This is a genomic window from Pseudomonas sp. FW507-12TSA (assembly GCF_058781435.1).
In genome coordinates this window covers 272224-288949 of record NZ_JBYSWT010000001.1, presented here as the reverse complement: position 1 = coordinate 288949, position 16726 = coordinate 272224, and the positions used below count along the sequence as shown (strand labels likewise).

The following is a 16726-nucleotide window of genomic DNA, read 5'->3' as shown; positions in this document are numbered from 1 at the left end:
GGCCCTGTCTACGGCATTTCCTACCCCTGTGCGGTTATCCCGCTGCCTCCACTCATATGCCAAAGGCATCTGGGTTGCCCTGCAATTTTTCGATCCATACCTCTGGAAAGGCTTGCGCTCTGAGCGCTAGCGCATCGACGAGGCATTTTTCTGTGGATTAAGCCCTGTGAATAACTGCCCTTCAGCACAGTTGATAACCCAGCCTCAAAGCTGAGGAGAATCGGCTCTGTGGATAAGCAGCACATTAATCCACAGGCTTAAACCGGTTATCCAACGGCCTCCGCAACACCTAACCACAGAGTTTAAAATCTCTATACACCATGAAAATAAAGGCTTGTAGAAATCTATCCACAGATAGGTGGAGGTATAAGAATAAACATAAAAACAAGGTTTTAATAAATTTCTCTCTTTTTAATTTCTATTGTTCGCCAGTCATCCACAAGCTGGTTAAATTTTGTGCAAAGGGTTCTTTAGAAAGGGCGAAGTCCCTATACTTGCCCCCTTGGTCGAAAAACCAACCCAACAACCATTCCTAATTACTCCTACTTGAAGCAGGCACGAGGTGCGTGGTGGATTTCCCTTCCCGTTTTGAAGTGATCGTCATCGGCGGCGGTCATGCCGGTACCGAGGCAGCACTTGCATCAGCACGCATGGGGGCAAAGACCCTGTTGCTGACGCATAACGTGGAAACCCTCGGAGCCATGAGCTGCAATCCCGCGATCGGCGGGATCGGCAAGAGCCATCTGGTCAAGGAAATCGACGCCCTGGGCGGCGCGATGGCCATGGCTACCGATAAAGGCGGCATCCAGTTCCGTGTATTGAACAGCCGCAAAGGCCCGGCAGTACGTGCGACCCGGGCCCAGGCCGACCGCATCCTGTACAAGGCTGCGGTACGCGAGATTCTCGAGAACCAGCCGAACCTGTGGATATTTCAACAGGCGGCGGACGACCTGATCGTCGAGCAGGATCAGGTCCGTGGTGTAGTGACCCAGATGGGCCTGCGTTTCTTCGCCGATTCGGTGGTATTGACCACCGGGACCTTCCTCGGCGGACTTATCCACATCGGCTTGCAGAACTACTCCGGCGGTCGTGCTGGTGACCCACCTTCGATTGCACTGGCACAACGCCTGCGGGAACTGCCACTACGGGTCGGGCGCCTGAAAACCGGTACCCCACCGCGTATCGATGCCCGTTCCGTGGATTTCTCGGTGATGACCGAGCAGCCGGGCGATACGCCCATCCCGGTGATGTCGTTCCTGGGTTCCAAGGAACAGCATCCGCGGCAGATCAGCTGCTGGATTACCCACACCAATGCGCGCACCCACGAGATCATCGCGTCGAACCTCGATCGTTCGCCGATGTACTCCGGGGTCATCGAAGGCATTGGCCCGCGCTACTGCCCATCGATCGAAGACAAGATCCACCGCTTTGCCGACAAGGAAAGCCACCAGGTCTTCATCGAGCCCGAAGGCCTGACCACCCACGAGCTGTACCCGAACGGGATATCCACATCTCTGCCGTTCGATGTGCAGTTGCAGATCGTGCAATCGATCCGGGGCATGGAAAATGCCCATATCGTGCGCCCGGGCTACGCCATCGAATACGACTATTTCGACCCGCGGGACTTGAAGTACAGCCTCGAAACCAAAGTCATCGGCGGTCTGTTCTTCGCTGGCCAGATCAATGGCACTACCGGTTACGAAGAAGCTGGCGCACAAGGCCTGCTGGCCGGGGCCAACGCGGCATTGCGTGCCCAGGGCAAGGACAGCTGGTGCCCGCGTCGCGACGAAGCCTACATCGGGGTGTTGGTCGATGACCTGATTACCCTGGGTACCCAGGAACCGTACCGCATGTTCACTTCGCGGGCGGAGTACCGCCTGATCCTGCGCGAAGACAACGCCGATTTGCGCCTGACCGAAAAAGGTCGCGAGCTGGGCCTGGTGGATGACGTGCGCTGGGCGGCGTTCTGCAAGAAACGCGAGGGCATAGCCCTGGAAGAACAGCGCTTGAAGTCCACCTGGGTTCGCCCCGGTACTGAGCAGGGCGATGCGATTGCACAAAAATTCGGCACACCGCTGACCCACGAGTACAACCTGTTGAACCTGCTGAGTCGTCCGGAGATCGACTACGCTGGGCTGGTCGAAGTGACCGGGCATGGCGCGGAGGATCCACAGGTGGCGGAACAGGTCGAGATCAAGACCAAGTACGCCGGCTACATCGATCGCCAGCAGGATGAAATCGCTCGCCTGCGGGCCAGCGAGGACACCAAGCTGCCTGTGGATATCGATTACGCCACCATCTCCGGCCTGTCCAAGGAGATCCAGGGCAAGCTGGGCGCGACCCGTCCGGAAACCCTGGGCCAGGCATCACGGATTCCCGGCGTGACTCCTGCGGCCATTTCCCTGTTGATGATTCACTTGAAAAAACGCGGCGCCGGCCGTCAGTTGGAGCAAAGCGCTTGAGTTCACTGGTCACCTCGCAACACGCGGATGAATTATCCACAGGCGCCCGCCAACTCGGTGTCGAGCTGAGCCCGGCCCAGCATGAGTCGCTGCTGGGCTACCTGGCGCTGCTGATCAAGTGGAACAAGGCCTATAACCTGACCGCCGTGCGCGATCCCGATGAAATGGTTTCGCGCCACTTGCTCGACAGCCTGAGCGTGATGTCGTTCATCGAGGACGGCCGCTGGCTGGATGTGGGCAGTGGCGGCGGGATGCCGGGTATTCCCCTGGCGATCCTGTTTCCCGGATCCCAGGTCACCTGCCTGGACAGCAACGGCAAGAAGACCCGCTTCCTGACCCAGGTCAAACTCGAGCTCAAGCTGGATAACCTGCAAGTTATCCACAGCCGGGTCGAGGCCTTCACTCCTGAACAGCCTTTCAACGGGATCATTTCCCGGGCGTTCAGCAGCATGGAGAACTTCACCAGCTGGACCCGCCACCTTGGGGACAGCGATACACGCTGGCTGGCAATGAAGGGCGTCCATCCCTCTGATGAGCTGTTAGCATTGCCGGCAGACTTCCACCTCGATAGCGAACACGCCCTGGCCGTACCCGGTTGCCAAGGCCAACGCCATCTGCTGATACTGCGCCGCACGGCATGATTGGGAACACAAGCAAGAATGGCTAAGGTATTCGCGATAGCGAACCAGAAAGGTGGTGTGGGCAAGACCACCACCTGCATCAACCTCGCGGCATCCCTGGTAGCGACCAAGCGCCGGGTGCTGCTGATCGACCTTGATCCACAGGGCAACGCCACCATGGGTAGCGGTGTGGATAAACATGGCCTGGAAAACTCGGTCTACGACTTGCTGATCGGCGAGTGCGACCTGGCCCAGGCCATGCACTTCTCCGAACACGGCGGCTACCAGCTGTTGCCGGCCAACCGCGACCTGACCGCGGCGGAAGTGGTCCTGCTGGAAATGCAGATGAAGGAAAGCCGGCTGCGCAGTGCCCTGGCCCCGATCCGCGAGAACTATGACTACATCCTGATCGATTGCCCGCCGTCGCTGTCGATGCTGACCCTCAACGCCCTGGTGGCTGCCGATGGCGTCATCATCCCCATGCAGTGCGAGTACTACGCTCTGGAAGGCTTGAGCGACCTTGTGGATAACATCAAGCGCATTGGCGAACTGCTCAATCCCGAGCTGAAGATCGAAGGCTTGCTGCGCACCATGTTCGACCCGCGCCTGAGCCTGATGAACGATGTTTCCGCACAGCTCAAGGAACACTTCGGCGACCAGCTGTACGACACCGTGATCCCGCGCAACATCCGCCTGGCCGAGGCTCCGAGCTATGGCATGCCGGCATTGGCGTACGACAAACAATCCCGCGGCGCACTGGCCTACCTGGCCCTGGCCGGCGAGATGGTTCGCCGGCAACGTAAACAAGCGCGCATCGCAGCCGCCCAGCCAACTTAAGGAATCCCCATGGCCATCAAGAAACGTGGTCTCGGACGTGGACTGGATGCACTGTTGAGTGGTCCGACTGTCAGCGCCCTGGAAGAGCAAGCCGCGCAGATCGACCAGCGTGAACTGCAACACCTTCCGCTGGACCTGATCCAGCGTGGCAAGTACCAGCCTCGTCGGGACATGGACCCACAGGCCCTGGAGGAACTGGCGAATTCGATCAGGACCCAGGGGGTGATGCAGCCCATCGTGGTGCGTCCCATCGGCGCCGGTCGGTTTGAAATCATCGCCGGTGAACGCCGTTGGCGCGCCAGCCAGCAGGCTGGCCAGGAAACCATTCCGGCGATGGTCCGCGATGTGCCTGATGAAACCGCCATTGCCCTGGCGCTGATCGAGAACATCCAGCGCGAAGATCTCAATCCCATCGAGGAAGCACTGGCCCTGCAGCGCCTGCAGCAGGAGTTCCAGCTGACCCAGCAACAAGTTGCCGAAGCCGTGGGCAAGTCCCGCGTCAGCGTGGCCAACCTGCTGCGCCTGATCTCCCTGCCCGAGGTGATCAAGACCATGTTGTCCCATGGAGACCTGGAAATGGGACATGCCCGCGCATTGCTCGGATTGCCGGAAAATCAACAGGTTGAAGGGGCGCGACACGTTGTCGCACGAGGCCTGACGGTGCGTCAGACCGAGGCCTTGGTTCGCCAGTGGCTCAGCGGCAAGCAAGAGCCTGCTGAACCGGTCAAGCCCGATCCGGATATCGCCCGCCTGGAGCAGCGTTTGGCCGAGCGCCTAGGCTCTGCGGTGCAGATTCGCCACGGCAAGAAGGGCAAGGGGCAACTAGTGATCGGCTACAACTCCCTGGATGAACTGCAAGGCGTCCTCGCTCACATCCGTTGAAACATTTCCTTGTGTAGCGCGCAGTCGGAAATCACTACCCGGCAGTTGAATAGGGGCTGAACCGCCCCTATACTCTGCGCGCATTTTGTCGGCACAAATTATGCCAAGTCACAGAATTCTGGCAGCCGACCCTTGAGGAGCAAGAGTGATGGAAACCCGCACGCCAAACCGCCTGCCGTTCCATCGCTTGGCGGTTTTCCCGGTTCTACTGGCTCAGTTGGTCATTTTACTGATAGCCGCTCTGGCGCTTTGGCAATGGCGTGGAGTCGTAGCCGGATATTCAGGCCTTTGCGGAGGACTGATAGCCTTGCTACCCAATGTGTATTTCGCTCACAGGGCATTTCGGTTTTCCGGCGCCCGAGCGGCCCAAGCCATCGTCCGGTCTTTTTATGCCGGCGAGGCGGGCAAATTGATTTTGACGGCAGTGCTGTTCGCGCTGACGTTTGCAGGTGTGAAGCCTTTGGCGCCGTTGGCAGTATTCGGCGTCTTCGTGCTGACCCAGCTGGTCAGCTGGTTCGCTCCCCTGCTAATGAGAACAAGACTTTCGAGACCTTAGGGCGTTTGAGGCAACCATGTCAGCAGAAACAACCGCTTCGGGCTATATCCAGCACCACTTGCAGAACCTGACCTTCGGTCAGCTACCCAATGGGAGCTGGGGCTTTGCCCACTCCGCAGCAGAAGCCAAGGAAATGGGCTTCTGGGCATTCCACGTCGATACCCTCGGCTGGTCTGTCGCACTGGGTGTGATCTTCATTCTTCTGTTCCGCATGGCGGCCAAGAAGGCGACTTCCGGTGTGCCGGGCGCTTTGCAGAACTTCGTCGAAGTGATGGTCGGCTTCGTCGATGGCAGCGTGAAGGACAGCTTCCACGGTCGCAGCCCGGTCATCGCACCGCTGGCTCTGACCATCTTCGTCTGGGTGTTCCTGATGAACGCCATTGACCTGGTTCCTGTGGACTGGATCCCGCAACTGGCGATGCTGATTTCCGGCGACCCGCACATTCCATTCCGTGCCGTTTCCACCACTGACCCGAACGCTACCCTGGGCATGGCCCTGTCGGTATTCGCGTTGATCATCTTCTACAGCATCAAGGTCAAGGGCATCGGCGGCTTCATCGGCGAACTGACCCTGCATCCGTTCGGTAGCAAGAACATCCTGGTCCAGGCCCTGCTGATTCCAGTGAACTTCCTGCTGGAGTTCGTGACCCTGGTGGCCAAGCCAATCTCCCTGGCACTGCGTCTGTTCGGCAACATGTACGCCGGCGAGCTGGTGTTCATCCTGATTGCCGTGATGTTCGGCAGCGGCCTGCTGTGGCTCAGCGGCATGGGTGTGGTTCTGCAATGGGCGTGGGCTGTGTTCCACATCCTGATCATCACCCTGCAGGCGTTCATCTTCATGATGCTGACCATCGTCTACCTGTCGATGGCTCACGAAGAGAATCATTAAGACCAGTCTCGACTAGTCTGATGTCCCTCTCGTTGCGGCGTGAGGGGCCCATCTCGGGCACGATGAAACGATTTGTTTTACCGCTTTAATCTAAAAAACCTAAACCATACGACGTAAAAGTCGGGAGGAAAGATGGAAACTGTAGTTGGTCTAACCGCTATCGCTGTTGCACTGTTGATCGGCCTGGGCGCACTGGGTACCGCAATTGGTTTCGGCCTGCTGGGCGGCAAGTTCCTGGAAGGCGCTGCGCGTCAACCAGAAATGGTTCCAATGCTGCAAGTTAAGATGTTCATCGTTGCCGGTCTGCTCGACGCCGTAACCATGATCGGTGTTGGTATCGCTCTGTTCTTCACCTTCGCGAACCCCTTCGTTGGTCAACTCGCTGGCTAATCACTCGAGTATTCGAGTTGATTGGTGTGACGGACAACGAACGAGCGAGGTGTTGGCGTGAACATTAATGCAACCCTGATTGGCCAGTCCGTTGCGTTCTTAATTTTTGTACTGTTCTGCATGAAGTTCATTTGGCCTCCGGTCATTGCAGCTCTGCACGAACGTCAAAAGAAGATCGCGGATGGATTGGACGCTGCCAGCCGAGCAGCTCGTGACCTGGAACTGGCCCAAGATAAAGTGGGTCAGCAACTGCGCGAAGCCAAAGCTCAGGCAGCTGAAATCATCGAGCAAGCCAAGAAGCGCGGTTCTCAGATCGTCGACGAAGCCCGTGAACAGGCCCGTGTCGAAGCTGAACGTGTGAAGGCTCAGGCTCAGGCCGAGATCGAACAGGAACTGAACAGCGTCAAAGACGCGCTGCGCGCCCAACTGGGTAGCCTGGCAGTCAATGGTGCAGAGAAGATCCTGGGCGCCACAATCGATCAAAACGCGCACGCAGACCTGGTTAACAAACTGGCTGCTGAAATTTAAGCGAGGGCGATCATGGCAGAACTGACCACGTTGGCCCGACCTTACGCTAAGGCGGCCTTCGAGCACGCTCAGGCCCACCAGCAGCTGGCCTCTTGGTCAGCCATGCTCGGCCTGGCTGCAGCGGTGTCACAAGATGACACCATGCAGCGCGTGCTTAAGGCCCCGCGACTGACGAGCGCAGAAAAGGCCAACACTTTTATCGAAGTGTGTGGCGACAAGTTTGATGCACAGGCACAGAATTTCATTCAAGTTGCCGCCGAGAACGACCGTCTCCTGCTGTTGCCGGAGATCTCCGCTCTGTTCGACCTGTACAAGGCCGAGCAAGAGAAGTCGGTGGACGTGGATGTGACCAGTGCTTTCGCATTGAACCAAGAACAGCAAGACAAACTCGCCAAGGTTCTCAGTGCACGGCTCGGCCGGGAAGTGCGCCTGCACGCTGCGGAGGATGCCAGCCTGATTGGTGGCGTCGTGATCCGCGCCGGCGACCTGGTTATCGATGGCTCGATTCGCGGCAAACTCGCGAACCTTGCCGAAGCATTGAAATCTTGAGTTTGAAGGGGCAGCAGAGCAATGCAGCAACTCAATCCTTCCGAAATAAGTGAAATTATCAAGGGCCGCATCGAAAAGCTCGATGTGACCTCCCAAGCCCGTAACGAAGGCACTGTCGTCAGCGTTTCTGACGGCATCGTGCGGATTCACGGTCTGGCCGACGTAATGTACGGCGAGATGATCGAGTTTCCGGGCGGCGTCTACGGTATGGCCCTCAACCTCGAGCAAGACTCTGTAGGTGCCGTAGTACTGGGCGCATACACCACTCTGGCTGAAGGCATGAGCGCCAAGTGCACCGGCCGCATCCTCGAAGTTCCAGTTGGTAAGGAACTGCTGGGTCGCGTAGTCGACGCACTGGGTAACCCAGTCGACGGTAAAGGTCCGCTGAACAACACCGAGACCGACGCGGTCGAGAAAGTTGCTCCAGGCGTGATCTGGCGTAAGTCGGTAGACCAGCCTGTACAGACTGGCTACAAGGCTGTCGATGCCATGATCCCAGTCGGCCGTGGCCAGCGTGAGCTGATCATCGGTGACCGTCAGATCGGTAAGACCGCTCTGGCGATCGACGCGATCATCAACCAGAAAGACAGCGGCATTTTCTGCGTCTACGTAGCGATCGGTCAGAAGCAATCGACCATCGCCAACGTGGTTCGCAAGCTGGAAGAAAACGGCGCCCTGGCCAACACCATCATCGTGGCTGCCAGTGCTTCGGAATCGGCTGCCCTGCAGTTCCTGGCTCCGTACTCCGGTTGCACCATGGGTGAATACTTCCGCGACCGCGGTGAAGACGCGCTGATCGTTTATGACGATCTGTCCAAGCAGGCCGTGGCTTATCGCCAGATCTCCCTGCTGCTGCGCCGTCCACCAGGCCGTGAAGCCTACCCAGGTGACGTGTTCTATCTCCACTCCCGTCTGCTGGAGCGCGCTTCCCGCGTTTCGGAAGAGTACGTAGAGAAGTTCACCAATGGCGCAGTGACTGGCAAGACCGGTTCCCTGACCGCCCTGCCGATCATCGAAACCCAGGCTGGCGACGTTTCCGCGTTCGTTCCGACCAACGTGATCTCCATCACCGACGGTCAGATCTTCCTGGAATCGGCCATGTTCAACTCGGGCATCCGTCCTGCAGTTAACGCCGGTGTTTCGGTATCCCGTGTAGGTGGTGCCGCTCAGACCAAGATCATCAAGAAGCTGTCCGGTGGTATCCGTACCGCCCTGGCTCAGTACCGTGAACTGGCGGCATTCGCCCAGTTCGCTTCTGACCTGGACGAAGCGACCCGTAAGCAACTTGAACACGGTCAGCGCGTTACCGAGCTGATGAAGCAGAAGCAATACGCGCCAATGTCCATCGCTGACATGTCGCTGTCGCTGTATGCCGCTGAGCGTGGGTTCCTGACTGACGTCGAAATCGCCAAGATCGGTAGCTTCGAACAAGCGCTGATTGCTTACTTCAACCGCGATCACGCCGACCTGATGGCGAAGATCAACGTGAAGGGTGACTTCAATGACGAAATCGACGCTGGCCTCAAAGCCGGTATCGAGAAGTTCAAGGCCACCCAAACCTGGTAAGCCGCAGCGGGAGCCGCAAGGCTCCCGCTTGCTAACCTGATAGGTGTTACATGGCAGGCGCAAAAGAGATTCGCAGTAAGATTGCGAGCATCAAAAGCACGCAAAAAATTACCAGCGCCATGGAAAAAGTGGCGGTCAGCAAAATGCGCAAGGCACAAATGCGCATGGCAGCTAGCCGTCCTTATGCGGAGCGCATCCGCCAGGTTATTGGTCATCTGGCCAACGCCAACCCGGAATATCGTCACCCGTTCATGATCGACCGCGCCATCAAGCGCGTCGGTTACATCGTGGTGAGCAGTGACCGTGGTCTGTGTGGTGGCTTGAACACCAACCTGTTCAAGGCCCTGGTCAAGGACATGGCGGTAAACCGCGAACAAGGCGTCGAGATCGATCTGTGCGTGGTCGGTAGCAAGGGTGCGGCCTTCTTCCGCAACTTCGGCGGTAACGTCGTTGCAGCTATCAGCCACCTGGGTGAAGAGCCGTCGATCAATGACCTGATCGGCAGTGTCAAGGTGATGCTGGATGCTTACCTGGAAGGCCGGATTGACCGCCTGTCCGTGGTATCCAACAAGTTCGTCAACACCATGACCCAGCAGCCGACCGTGGAGCAGTTGATTCCACTGGAGGCAACCCCGGATCAAGAACTCAAGCACCACTGGGACTATCTCTACGAACCGGATGCCAAGGAGCTGCTGGACGGCTTGATGGTCCGTTACGTGGAGTCGCAGGTCTACCAGGCGGTGGTCGAGAACAACGCAGCTGAACAAGCCGCGCGGATGATTGCAATGAAGAACGCCACCGACAACGCCGGTGATTTGATCAGCGATTTGCAGCTGATCTACAACAAGGCGCGTCAGGCTGCGATCACCCAAGAGATCTCGGAAATCGTCGGCGGCGCTGCCGCGGTTTAACGGTTCAAATATTCAGAGGATCCAGCTATGAGTAGCGGACGTATCGTTCAAATCATCGGCGCCGTTATCGACGTGGAATTTCCACGCGACAGCGTACCGAGCATCTACGACGCCTTGAAGGTTCAAGGCGCCGAAACCACTCTGGAAGTTCAGCAGCAGCTGGGCGACGGCGTGGTTCGTACCATTGCGATGGGCTCCACCGAAGGCTTGAAGCGCGGTCTGGACGTCAACAACACTGGCGCAGCCATCTCCGTACCGGTCGGTAAAGCGACCCTGGGCCGGATCATGGACGTACTGGGCAACCCAATCGACGAAGCCGGCCCGATCGGCGAAGAAGAGCGCTGGGGTATCCACCGCGCCGCTCCTTCCTTCGCAGAACAGGCAGGCGGCAACGACCTGCTGGAAACCGGGATCAAGGTAATCGACCTGGTTTGCCCGTTCGCCAAGGGCGGTAAAGTAGGTCTGTTCGGTGGTGCCGGTGTGGGCAAGACCGTAAACATGATGGAACTGATCCGTAACATCGCCATCGAGCACAGCGGTTATTCCGTGTTCGCCGGTGTGGGTGAGCGTACTCGTGAGGGTAACGACTTCTACCACGAGATGAAGGACTCCAACGTTCTGGACAAGGTTGCCCTGGTCTACGGTCAGATGAACGAGCCACCAGGAAACCGTCTGCGCGTAGCGCTGACCGGCCTGACCATGGCCGAGAAGTTCCGTGACGAAGGTAACGACGTTCTGCTGTTCGTCGACAACATCTATCGTTACACCCTGGCCGGTACCGAAGTATCCGCACTGCTGGGCCGTATGCCTTCGGCAGTAGGTTACCAGCCGACCCTGGCTGAAGAGATGGGCGTGCTGCAAGAGCGCATCACTTCGACCAAGCAAGGTTCGATCACCTCGATCCAAGCGGTATACGTACCTGCGGACGACCTGACCGACCCGTCGCCAGCGACCACCTTCGCCCACTTGGACGCCACCGTCGTTCTGTCCCGTGACATCGCTTCCCTGGGTATCTACCCAGCGGTAGACCCACTGGACTCGACTTCCCGCCAGCTGGACCCGAACGTGATCGGCAACGAGCACTACGAGACCGCTCGCGGCGTTCAGTACGTACTGCAGCGTTACAAAGAGCTGAAGGACATCATCGCGATCCTGGGTATGGACGAGCTGTCGGAAGCCGACAAGCAGTTGGTATCCCGCGCTCGTAAGATCCAGCGCTTCTTGTCGCAGCCGTTCTTCGTGGCTGAAGTCTTCACTGGTTCTCCAGGTAAATACGTTTCCCTGAAAGACACCATCGCTGGCTTCAAAGGCATCCTCAACGGTGACTACGACCACCTGCCAGAACAAGCGTTCTACATGGTCGGCGGCATCGACGAAGCGATCGAGAAAGCCAAGAAACTGTAATCCCGGCGCCCGGCAACGGGCGCTAATTTAGGTTGAGGCAAGCAGATGGCTATGACAGTCCATTGCGATATCGTCAGCGCGGAAGGGGAAATCTTCTCCGGTCTGGTGGAGATGGTGGTTGCGCACGGTGAACTGGGTGATCTTGGTATCGCTCTGGGTCACGCACCGCTGATCACCAACCTGAAGCCAGGTCCGATCCGCTTGATCAAGCAGGGCGGGGAAGCCGAGGTGTTCTACATCTCCGGTGGTTTCCTCGAGGTTCAGCCGAACATGGTCAAGGTTCTTGCCGACACCGTGCAACGCGCTGCCGACCTGGACGAAGCCTCCGCTCAGGAAGCCGTCAAGGCTGCTGAGAAGGCCCTGAATGAAAAAGGCGCAGATTTCGACTACGGATCTGCCGCCGCACGTCTGGCCGAGGCCGCAGCCCAGCTGCGTACCGTCCAGCAGATCCGCAAGAAGTTCGGCGGCTAAGCCGCAGGCTTTCTGTGTGATTGATTAAAAAGGGTAGCCTCGGCTACCCTTTTTATTTTCCGCATTCCCCCCTCTAGCAGGCCGTTGAAAAACGTAGGCGAGGCAGTCAGCGCAAGGCAAAAACAGGCGAAAAAGCGCAGTTTACGAGTGGTAAATGAGCATTTTGAGCTTGTTTTTAACGCAGCGATGACAACGCAGTTAGTTTTTCAACGGCCTGTTAGGTCACACTCGCGGACCACCCAGGATTGGTAGCCAGTCATGTCTCTCGAAATCGTTATCCTCGCAGCAGGCCAGGGCACTCGCATGCGCTCGGCACTGCCCAAGGTCCTTCATCCGGTCGCTGGCAACTCCATGCTCGGGCATGTTATCCACAGCGCTCGCCAGCTCGATCCACAGCGCATCCACGTGGTGATCGGCCACGGCGCGGATGCAGTGCGCGAGCGCCTGGCCGCCGACGACCTGAATTTCGTGTTGCAGGACAAGCAACTCGGCACCGGTCATGCAGTGGCCCAGGCCGTGCCTTTCATCCAGGCCGATACCGTGCTGATCCTCTACGGCGACGTGCCGCTGATCGAGGTCCAGACCCTGCAGCGCCTGCTCAAGCAGGCCGGTCCCGAGCAACTGGGCCTGCTCACCGTCGAGCTGGACGACCCTACCGGCTACGGGCGTATCGTGCGTGACGCCAATGGCAAGGTCGCCGCCATCGTCGAGCAGAAGGACGCCAACCAAGCCCAGCGCGCCATCACCGAAGGCAATACCGGCATTCTCGCCGTGCCGGGCAAGCGCCTCGGCGATTGGACCAGCCGTCTTTCGAACAACAACGCCCAGGGTGAGTACTACCTGACCGACGTGATCGCCATGGCGGTCAGCGATGGCCTGGAGGTTGCTACCGAGCAGCCCCTGGACGCCATGGAAGTGCAGGGCGCCAACGATCGCAAGCAACTCTCGGAACTGGAGCGCCACTACCAGCTGCGCGCCGCCCGCCGCTTGATGGCCGAGGGCGTGACCCTGCGCGATCCGGCGCGCTTCGATGTGCGTGGCGAGGTGACGGTCGGGCGCGACGTGCTAATCGATATCAACGTGATCCTCGAGGGCCGGGTGGTCATCGAAGACGACGTGGTGATCGGCCCCAACTGCGTGATCAAGGACAGCACCCTGCGCAAGGGCGTGGTGATCAAGGCCAACAGCCATATCGACGGCGCGGTGATGGGCGAGGGCAGCGATGCCGGCCCGTTCGCCCGCCTGCGGCCCGGCAGTGTGCTGGAGGCTCGCGCCCATGTGGGTAACTTCGTCGAGTTGAAGAACGCCCACCTGGGCCAGGAGGCCAAGGCCGGTCACCTGAGCTACCTGGGCGATGCGGTGATCGGTGCGCGCACCAACATCGGTGCCGGTACCATCACCTGCAACTACGATGGGGTGAACAAGCACAAGACGGTGATGGGCGAAGACGTGTTCATCGGCTCCAACAACTCCCTGGTGGCGCCTGTGGATATCTCTTCCGGGGCCACTACCGCCGCTGGTTCCACCATCACCCAGGATGTCTCGCCAGCGCAGTTGGCCGTGGGCCGTGCGCGGCAGAAGAACATCGATGGCTGGAAGCGACCGCAGAAAATCAACAAGGACTGAGGTTATCCACAAGCACGGATGACCCATGCAGCATCAACCGGCCCCTGCACTTGAACAGCAAGGGCCGGTTTTTTATGCGCTAATGCTTGACGAAGTTTCGATCATGGGTTTTTATTGCCGACGTTATCTTTCGAATCGAAACTTAAATGCTCATATCGAAACGCAACACTCCCCAGCGCCGTCACAACATCCTGGCCTTGCTCAATGAACAAGGCGAGGTGAGTGTGGATGAGTTGGCCAAGCGTTTCGAAACCTCTGAAGTTACGATTCGTAAGGACCTGGCGGCCCTGGAAAGCAATGGCCTGTTGCTGCGCCGTTATGGCGGGGCGATCACCATGCCCCAGGAACTGGTCAGCGACCTCGGCCAGCCAGTGTCCCGCCACAAGCAAGCCATTGCCAGGGCGGCGGTGCAGCGCATTCGTGAACATGCGCGGATCATCATCGACAGCGGCAGCACCACCGCGGCGATGATCCCGCAGTTGGGCCAGCAGCCAGGCCTCGTGGTCATGACCAACTCGTTGAACGTGGCCAATGCCCTGAACGAACTGGAACACGAGCCGGTGCTGTTGATGACCGGCGGCACCTGGGACCCGCACTCCGAGTCCTTCCAGGGCCAGGTGGCCGAGCAGGTCCTGCGCTCCTACGACTTCGACCAACTGTTCATCGGCGCCGATGGCATCGACCTGGCCCGTGGTACCACCACCTTCAACGAATTGCTGGGCCTGAGCCGAGTGATGGCCGAGGTGGCCCGCGAAGTTGTAGTGATGGTCGAATCCGACAAGATCGGCCGCAAGATTCCCAACCTGGAGCTGCCGTGGAGCAGCGTCCATACCCTCATTACCGATGATCGCCTGCCTCTCGAGGTCCGCGACCAGATCCAGGCCCGCGGCATAACTCTGATTTGCGCGGCTGTCAGCTAGGAGAAATACCATGTGTGGAATTGTTGGCGCCGTTGCTGAACGCAATATCACCGCCATTTTGCTGGAAGGCCTCAAGCGCCTCGAATACCGCGGCTACGACAGCGCCGGCGTGGCGGTTTTCACCAATACCGGCAAGCTCGAGCGCATGCGCCGTCCGGGCAAGGTCGCCGAGCTGGAACAAGCCCTGGCCGGCGAGCCGCTGGTGGGTCGCCTGGGCATCGCCCACACCCGTTGGGCCACCCACGGCGCGCCTTGCGAACGCAATGCCCACCCGCATTTCTCCGGCGATCTGGCGGTAGTGCACAACGGCATCATCGAGAACCACGAAGCCCTGCGTGAACAACTCAAGGCCCAGGGCTACGAGTTCACCTCGGACACCGATACCGAAGTCATCGCCCACCTGCTGAACCACAAGCTCAAGGACCTGGGCGACCTGACCGTGGCCCTCAAGGCTACCGTCAAGGAACTGCACGGTGCCTACGGTCTTGCCGTGATCAGCGCCAGCCAGCCGGATCGCCTGGTGGCGGCCCGTAGCGGCAGCCCGCTGGTGATCGGCCTGGGCCTGGGGGAAAACTTCCTGGCCTCCGACCAACTGGCCCTGCGCCAGGTCACCGACCGGTTCATGTACCTGGAAGAGGGCGATATCGCCGAGATCCGCCGGGACAGCGTGCAGATCTGGGACATCGGCGGCAAGGCCGTGGAGCGCGAGGCGGTGCAGTACCGCGATGGTGCCGAAGCGGCGGACAAGGGCGAATACCGCCACTACATGCTCAAGGAAATCCACGAGCAGCCATCGGTGGTGCAACGCACCCTGGAAGGCCGCCTGAGCGCCAACCAGGTACTGGTCCAGGCCTTCGGTCCACAGGCCGCCGAGTTGTTCGCCAAGGTGCGCAATGTACAGATCGTCGCCTGTGGCACCAGCTACCACGCCGGCATGGTCGCCCGTTACTGGCTGGAAGAACTGGCCGGCATCCCCTGCCAGGTGGAAGTCGCCAGCGAGTTCCGCTACCGCAAGGTGGTGGTGCAGCCCGACACCCTGTTCGTGACCATTTCCCAGTCCGGCGAGACTGCCGATACCCTGGCCGCCCTGCGCAACGCCAAGGAGCTGGGATTCCTCGCTAGCCTGGCGATCTGCAACGTTGGCATCAGCTCCCTGGTGCGTGAATCGGACCTGACCCTGCTGACCCAGGCCGGTCGCGAAATCGGCGTGGCCTCCACCAAGGCCTTCACCACTCAGCTGGTGAGCCTGCTGCTGCTGACCCTGTCCCTGGGCCAGGTACGTGGCACCCTGGCCGCTGGTGTCGAAGCCGAGCTGGTGGAAGAGCTGCGGCGCTTGCCGGTCCGCCTCGGCGAAGCCCTGGCCATGGACAGCGTGGTGGAGAAGACCGCCGAGCTGTTCGCCGACAAGCACCACACCCTGTTCCTCGGTCGTGGCGCCCAGTACCCGGTAGCGATGGAAGGCTCTTTGAAGCTCAAGGAGATTTCCTATATCCACGCCGAAGCCTACCCGGCCGGTGAACTCAAGCACGGCCCACTGGCCCTTGTGGATAACGACATGCCGGTGGTCACCGTAGCGCCGAACAACGAACTGCTGGAGAAGCTCAAGTCCAACCTGCAGGAAGTCCGCGCCCGTGGTGGCGAGCTGATCGTGTTCGCCGACGAGAAGTCGGGCATGACCAACGGCGAAGGCACCCATGTTATCCACATGCCGCACATCCACGACATTCTCTCGCCAATCCTCTACACCATCCCGTTGCAGCTGCTGTCCTACTACGTAGCCGTGCTCAAGGGCACTGACGTCGACCAGCCACGCAACCTGGCCAAGTCGGTGACCGTGGAGTGAGTTATCCACAGTTGAGTATCACCCGTGGATTTAGAGAATTAAAACTGTCGCGAGAGAATTAAAACTGTCGCAGGAGCCGGTGAGGTCTGTCCTCTCGTCTCCTGCGATGTTCCGGCCCTCCGCCTGCAAGCCCCCTTCCTATACCCCCGACGGGCCGCTCCATGCTGTTGAGAATCCAATCCGATGAATCGCTCCGTTCGTATGTGGAGCGAAATCTGTTCTTACAATTGCACTATCCTGCTTTAGATATTTTTAGGACTCCGGAATTCCGC

At 59.1% G+C, this 16726-nt stretch carries 16 protein-coding genes; all 16 read left to right on the top strand.

Features of this window, described 5'->3' with window-relative positions:
• The first annotated feature begins 569 nt into the window (after nt 1–569).
• Nucleotides 570–2462 (top strand): tRNA uridine-5-carboxymethylaminomethyl(34) synthesis enzyme MnmG, encoded by a 1893-nt coding sequence (gene mnmG, locus AC3WK8_RS01365; protein WP_031320777.1) that lies wholly within the window; start codon nt 570–572, stop codon nt 2460–2462.
• Entirely contained in the window at nt 2459–3103 is a 645-nt protein-coding gene (gene rsmG, locus AC3WK8_RS01360) for a 16S rRNA (guanine(527)-N(7))-methyltransferase RsmG (protein WP_022641993.1), read from the top strand. The genes mnmG and rsmG overlap by 4 nt, the downstream gene beginning before the upstream one ends.
• A gap of 18 nt (nt 3104–3121) precedes the next feature.
• Nucleotides 3122–3919, top strand: coding sequence for a ParA family protein (locus AC3WK8_RS01355; protein WP_031320775.1), 798 nt, complete (start codon nt 3122–3124; stop codon nt 3917–3919).
• A gap of 9 nt (nt 3920–3928) precedes the next feature.
• Nucleotides 3929–4801: a ParB/RepB/Spo0J family partition protein gene (locus AC3WK8_RS01350; protein ID WP_103324396.1), complete on the top strand. Its 873-nt coding sequence runs from the start codon at nt 3929–3931 to the stop codon at nt 4799–4801.
• A 148-nt stretch (nt 4802–4949) separates the two neighbouring features.
• Nucleotides 4950–5357: a F0F1 ATP synthase subunit I gene (locus AC3WK8_RS01345; protein WP_016964883.1), complete on the top strand. Its 408-nt coding sequence runs from the start codon at nt 4950–4952 to the stop codon at nt 5355–5357.
• A gap of 16 nt (nt 5358–5373) precedes the next feature.
• The gene (atpB, locus tag AC3WK8_RS01340) at nt 5374–6246 is read left to right on the top strand and encodes a F0F1 ATP synthase subunit A (protein WP_053137789.1); all 873 of its coding nucleotides are present in this window, start codon (nt 5374–5376) and stop codon (nt 6244–6246) included.
• A 132-nt stretch (nt 6247–6378) separates the two neighbouring features.
• Nucleotides 6379–6636, top strand: a complete 258-nt coding sequence (gene atpE / locus AC3WK8_RS01335; RefSeq protein WP_002555987.1) for a F0F1 ATP synthase subunit C — start codon at nt 6379–6381, stop codon at nt 6634–6636.
• A gap of 57 nt (nt 6637–6693) precedes the next feature.
• Nucleotides 6694–7164, top strand: coding sequence for a F0F1 ATP synthase subunit B (locus AC3WK8_RS01330; protein WP_053137783.1), 471 nt, complete (start codon nt 6694–6696; stop codon nt 7162–7164).
• Between the two features lie 12 nt (nt 7165–7176).
• The gene (locus tag AC3WK8_RS01325; RefSeq protein ID WP_053137780.1) at nt 7177–7713 is read left to right on the top strand and encodes a F0F1 ATP synthase subunit delta; all 537 of its coding nucleotides are present in this window, start codon (nt 7177–7179) and stop codon (nt 7711–7713) included.
• Between the two features lie 21 nt (nt 7714–7734).
• Nucleotides 7735–9279: a F0F1 ATP synthase subunit alpha gene (atpA, locus tag AC3WK8_RS01320; protein WP_053137777.1), complete on the top strand. Its 1545-nt coding sequence runs from the start codon at nt 7735–7737 to the stop codon at nt 9277–9279.
• Nucleotides 9280–9329: 50 nt separating this feature from the next.
• The gene (gene atpG / locus AC3WK8_RS01315; RefSeq protein ID WP_031320767.1) at nt 9330–10190 is read left to right on the top strand and encodes a F0F1 ATP synthase subunit gamma; all 861 of its coding nucleotides are present in this window, start codon (nt 9330–9332) and stop codon (nt 10188–10190) included.
• A gap of 27 nt (nt 10191–10217) precedes the next feature.
• A complete protein-coding gene (atpD, locus tag AC3WK8_RS01310; protein WP_047290153.1) occupies nt 10218–11594 on the top strand; it encodes a F0F1 ATP synthase subunit beta in 1377 nt (458 codons plus the stop codon).
• Between the two features lie 45 nt (nt 11595–11639).
• The gene (locus tag AC3WK8_RS01305) at nt 11640–12065 is read left to right on the top strand and encodes a F0F1 ATP synthase subunit epsilon (RefSeq protein ID WP_011064380.1); all 426 of its coding nucleotides are present in this window, start codon (nt 11640–11642) and stop codon (nt 12063–12065) included.
• A 258-nt stretch (nt 12066–12323) separates the two neighbouring features.
• Nucleotides 12324–13691, top strand: coding sequence for a bifunctional UDP-N-acetylglucosamine diphosphorylase/glucosamine-1-phosphate N-acetyltransferase GlmU (gene glmU, locus AC3WK8_RS01300; protein WP_103324395.1), 1368 nt, complete (start codon nt 12324–12326; stop codon nt 13689–13691).
• 146 nt (nt 13692–13837) lie between these two features.
• The gene (locus tag AC3WK8_RS01295) at nt 13838–14611 is read left to right on the top strand and encodes a DeoR/GlpR family DNA-binding transcription regulator (protein ID WP_022641984.1); all 774 of its coding nucleotides are present in this window, start codon (nt 13838–13840) and stop codon (nt 14609–14611) included.
• Nucleotides 14612–14621: 10 nt separating this feature from the next.
• On the top strand, nt 14622–16454 hold the full coding sequence (gene glmS, locus AC3WK8_RS01290) for a glutamine--fructose-6-phosphate transaminase (isomerizing) (RefSeq protein ID WP_103324394.1): 1833 nt from the start codon (nt 14622–14624) through the stop codon (nt 16452–16454).
• The last annotated feature ends 272 nt before the right edge of the window (nt 16455–16726 follow it).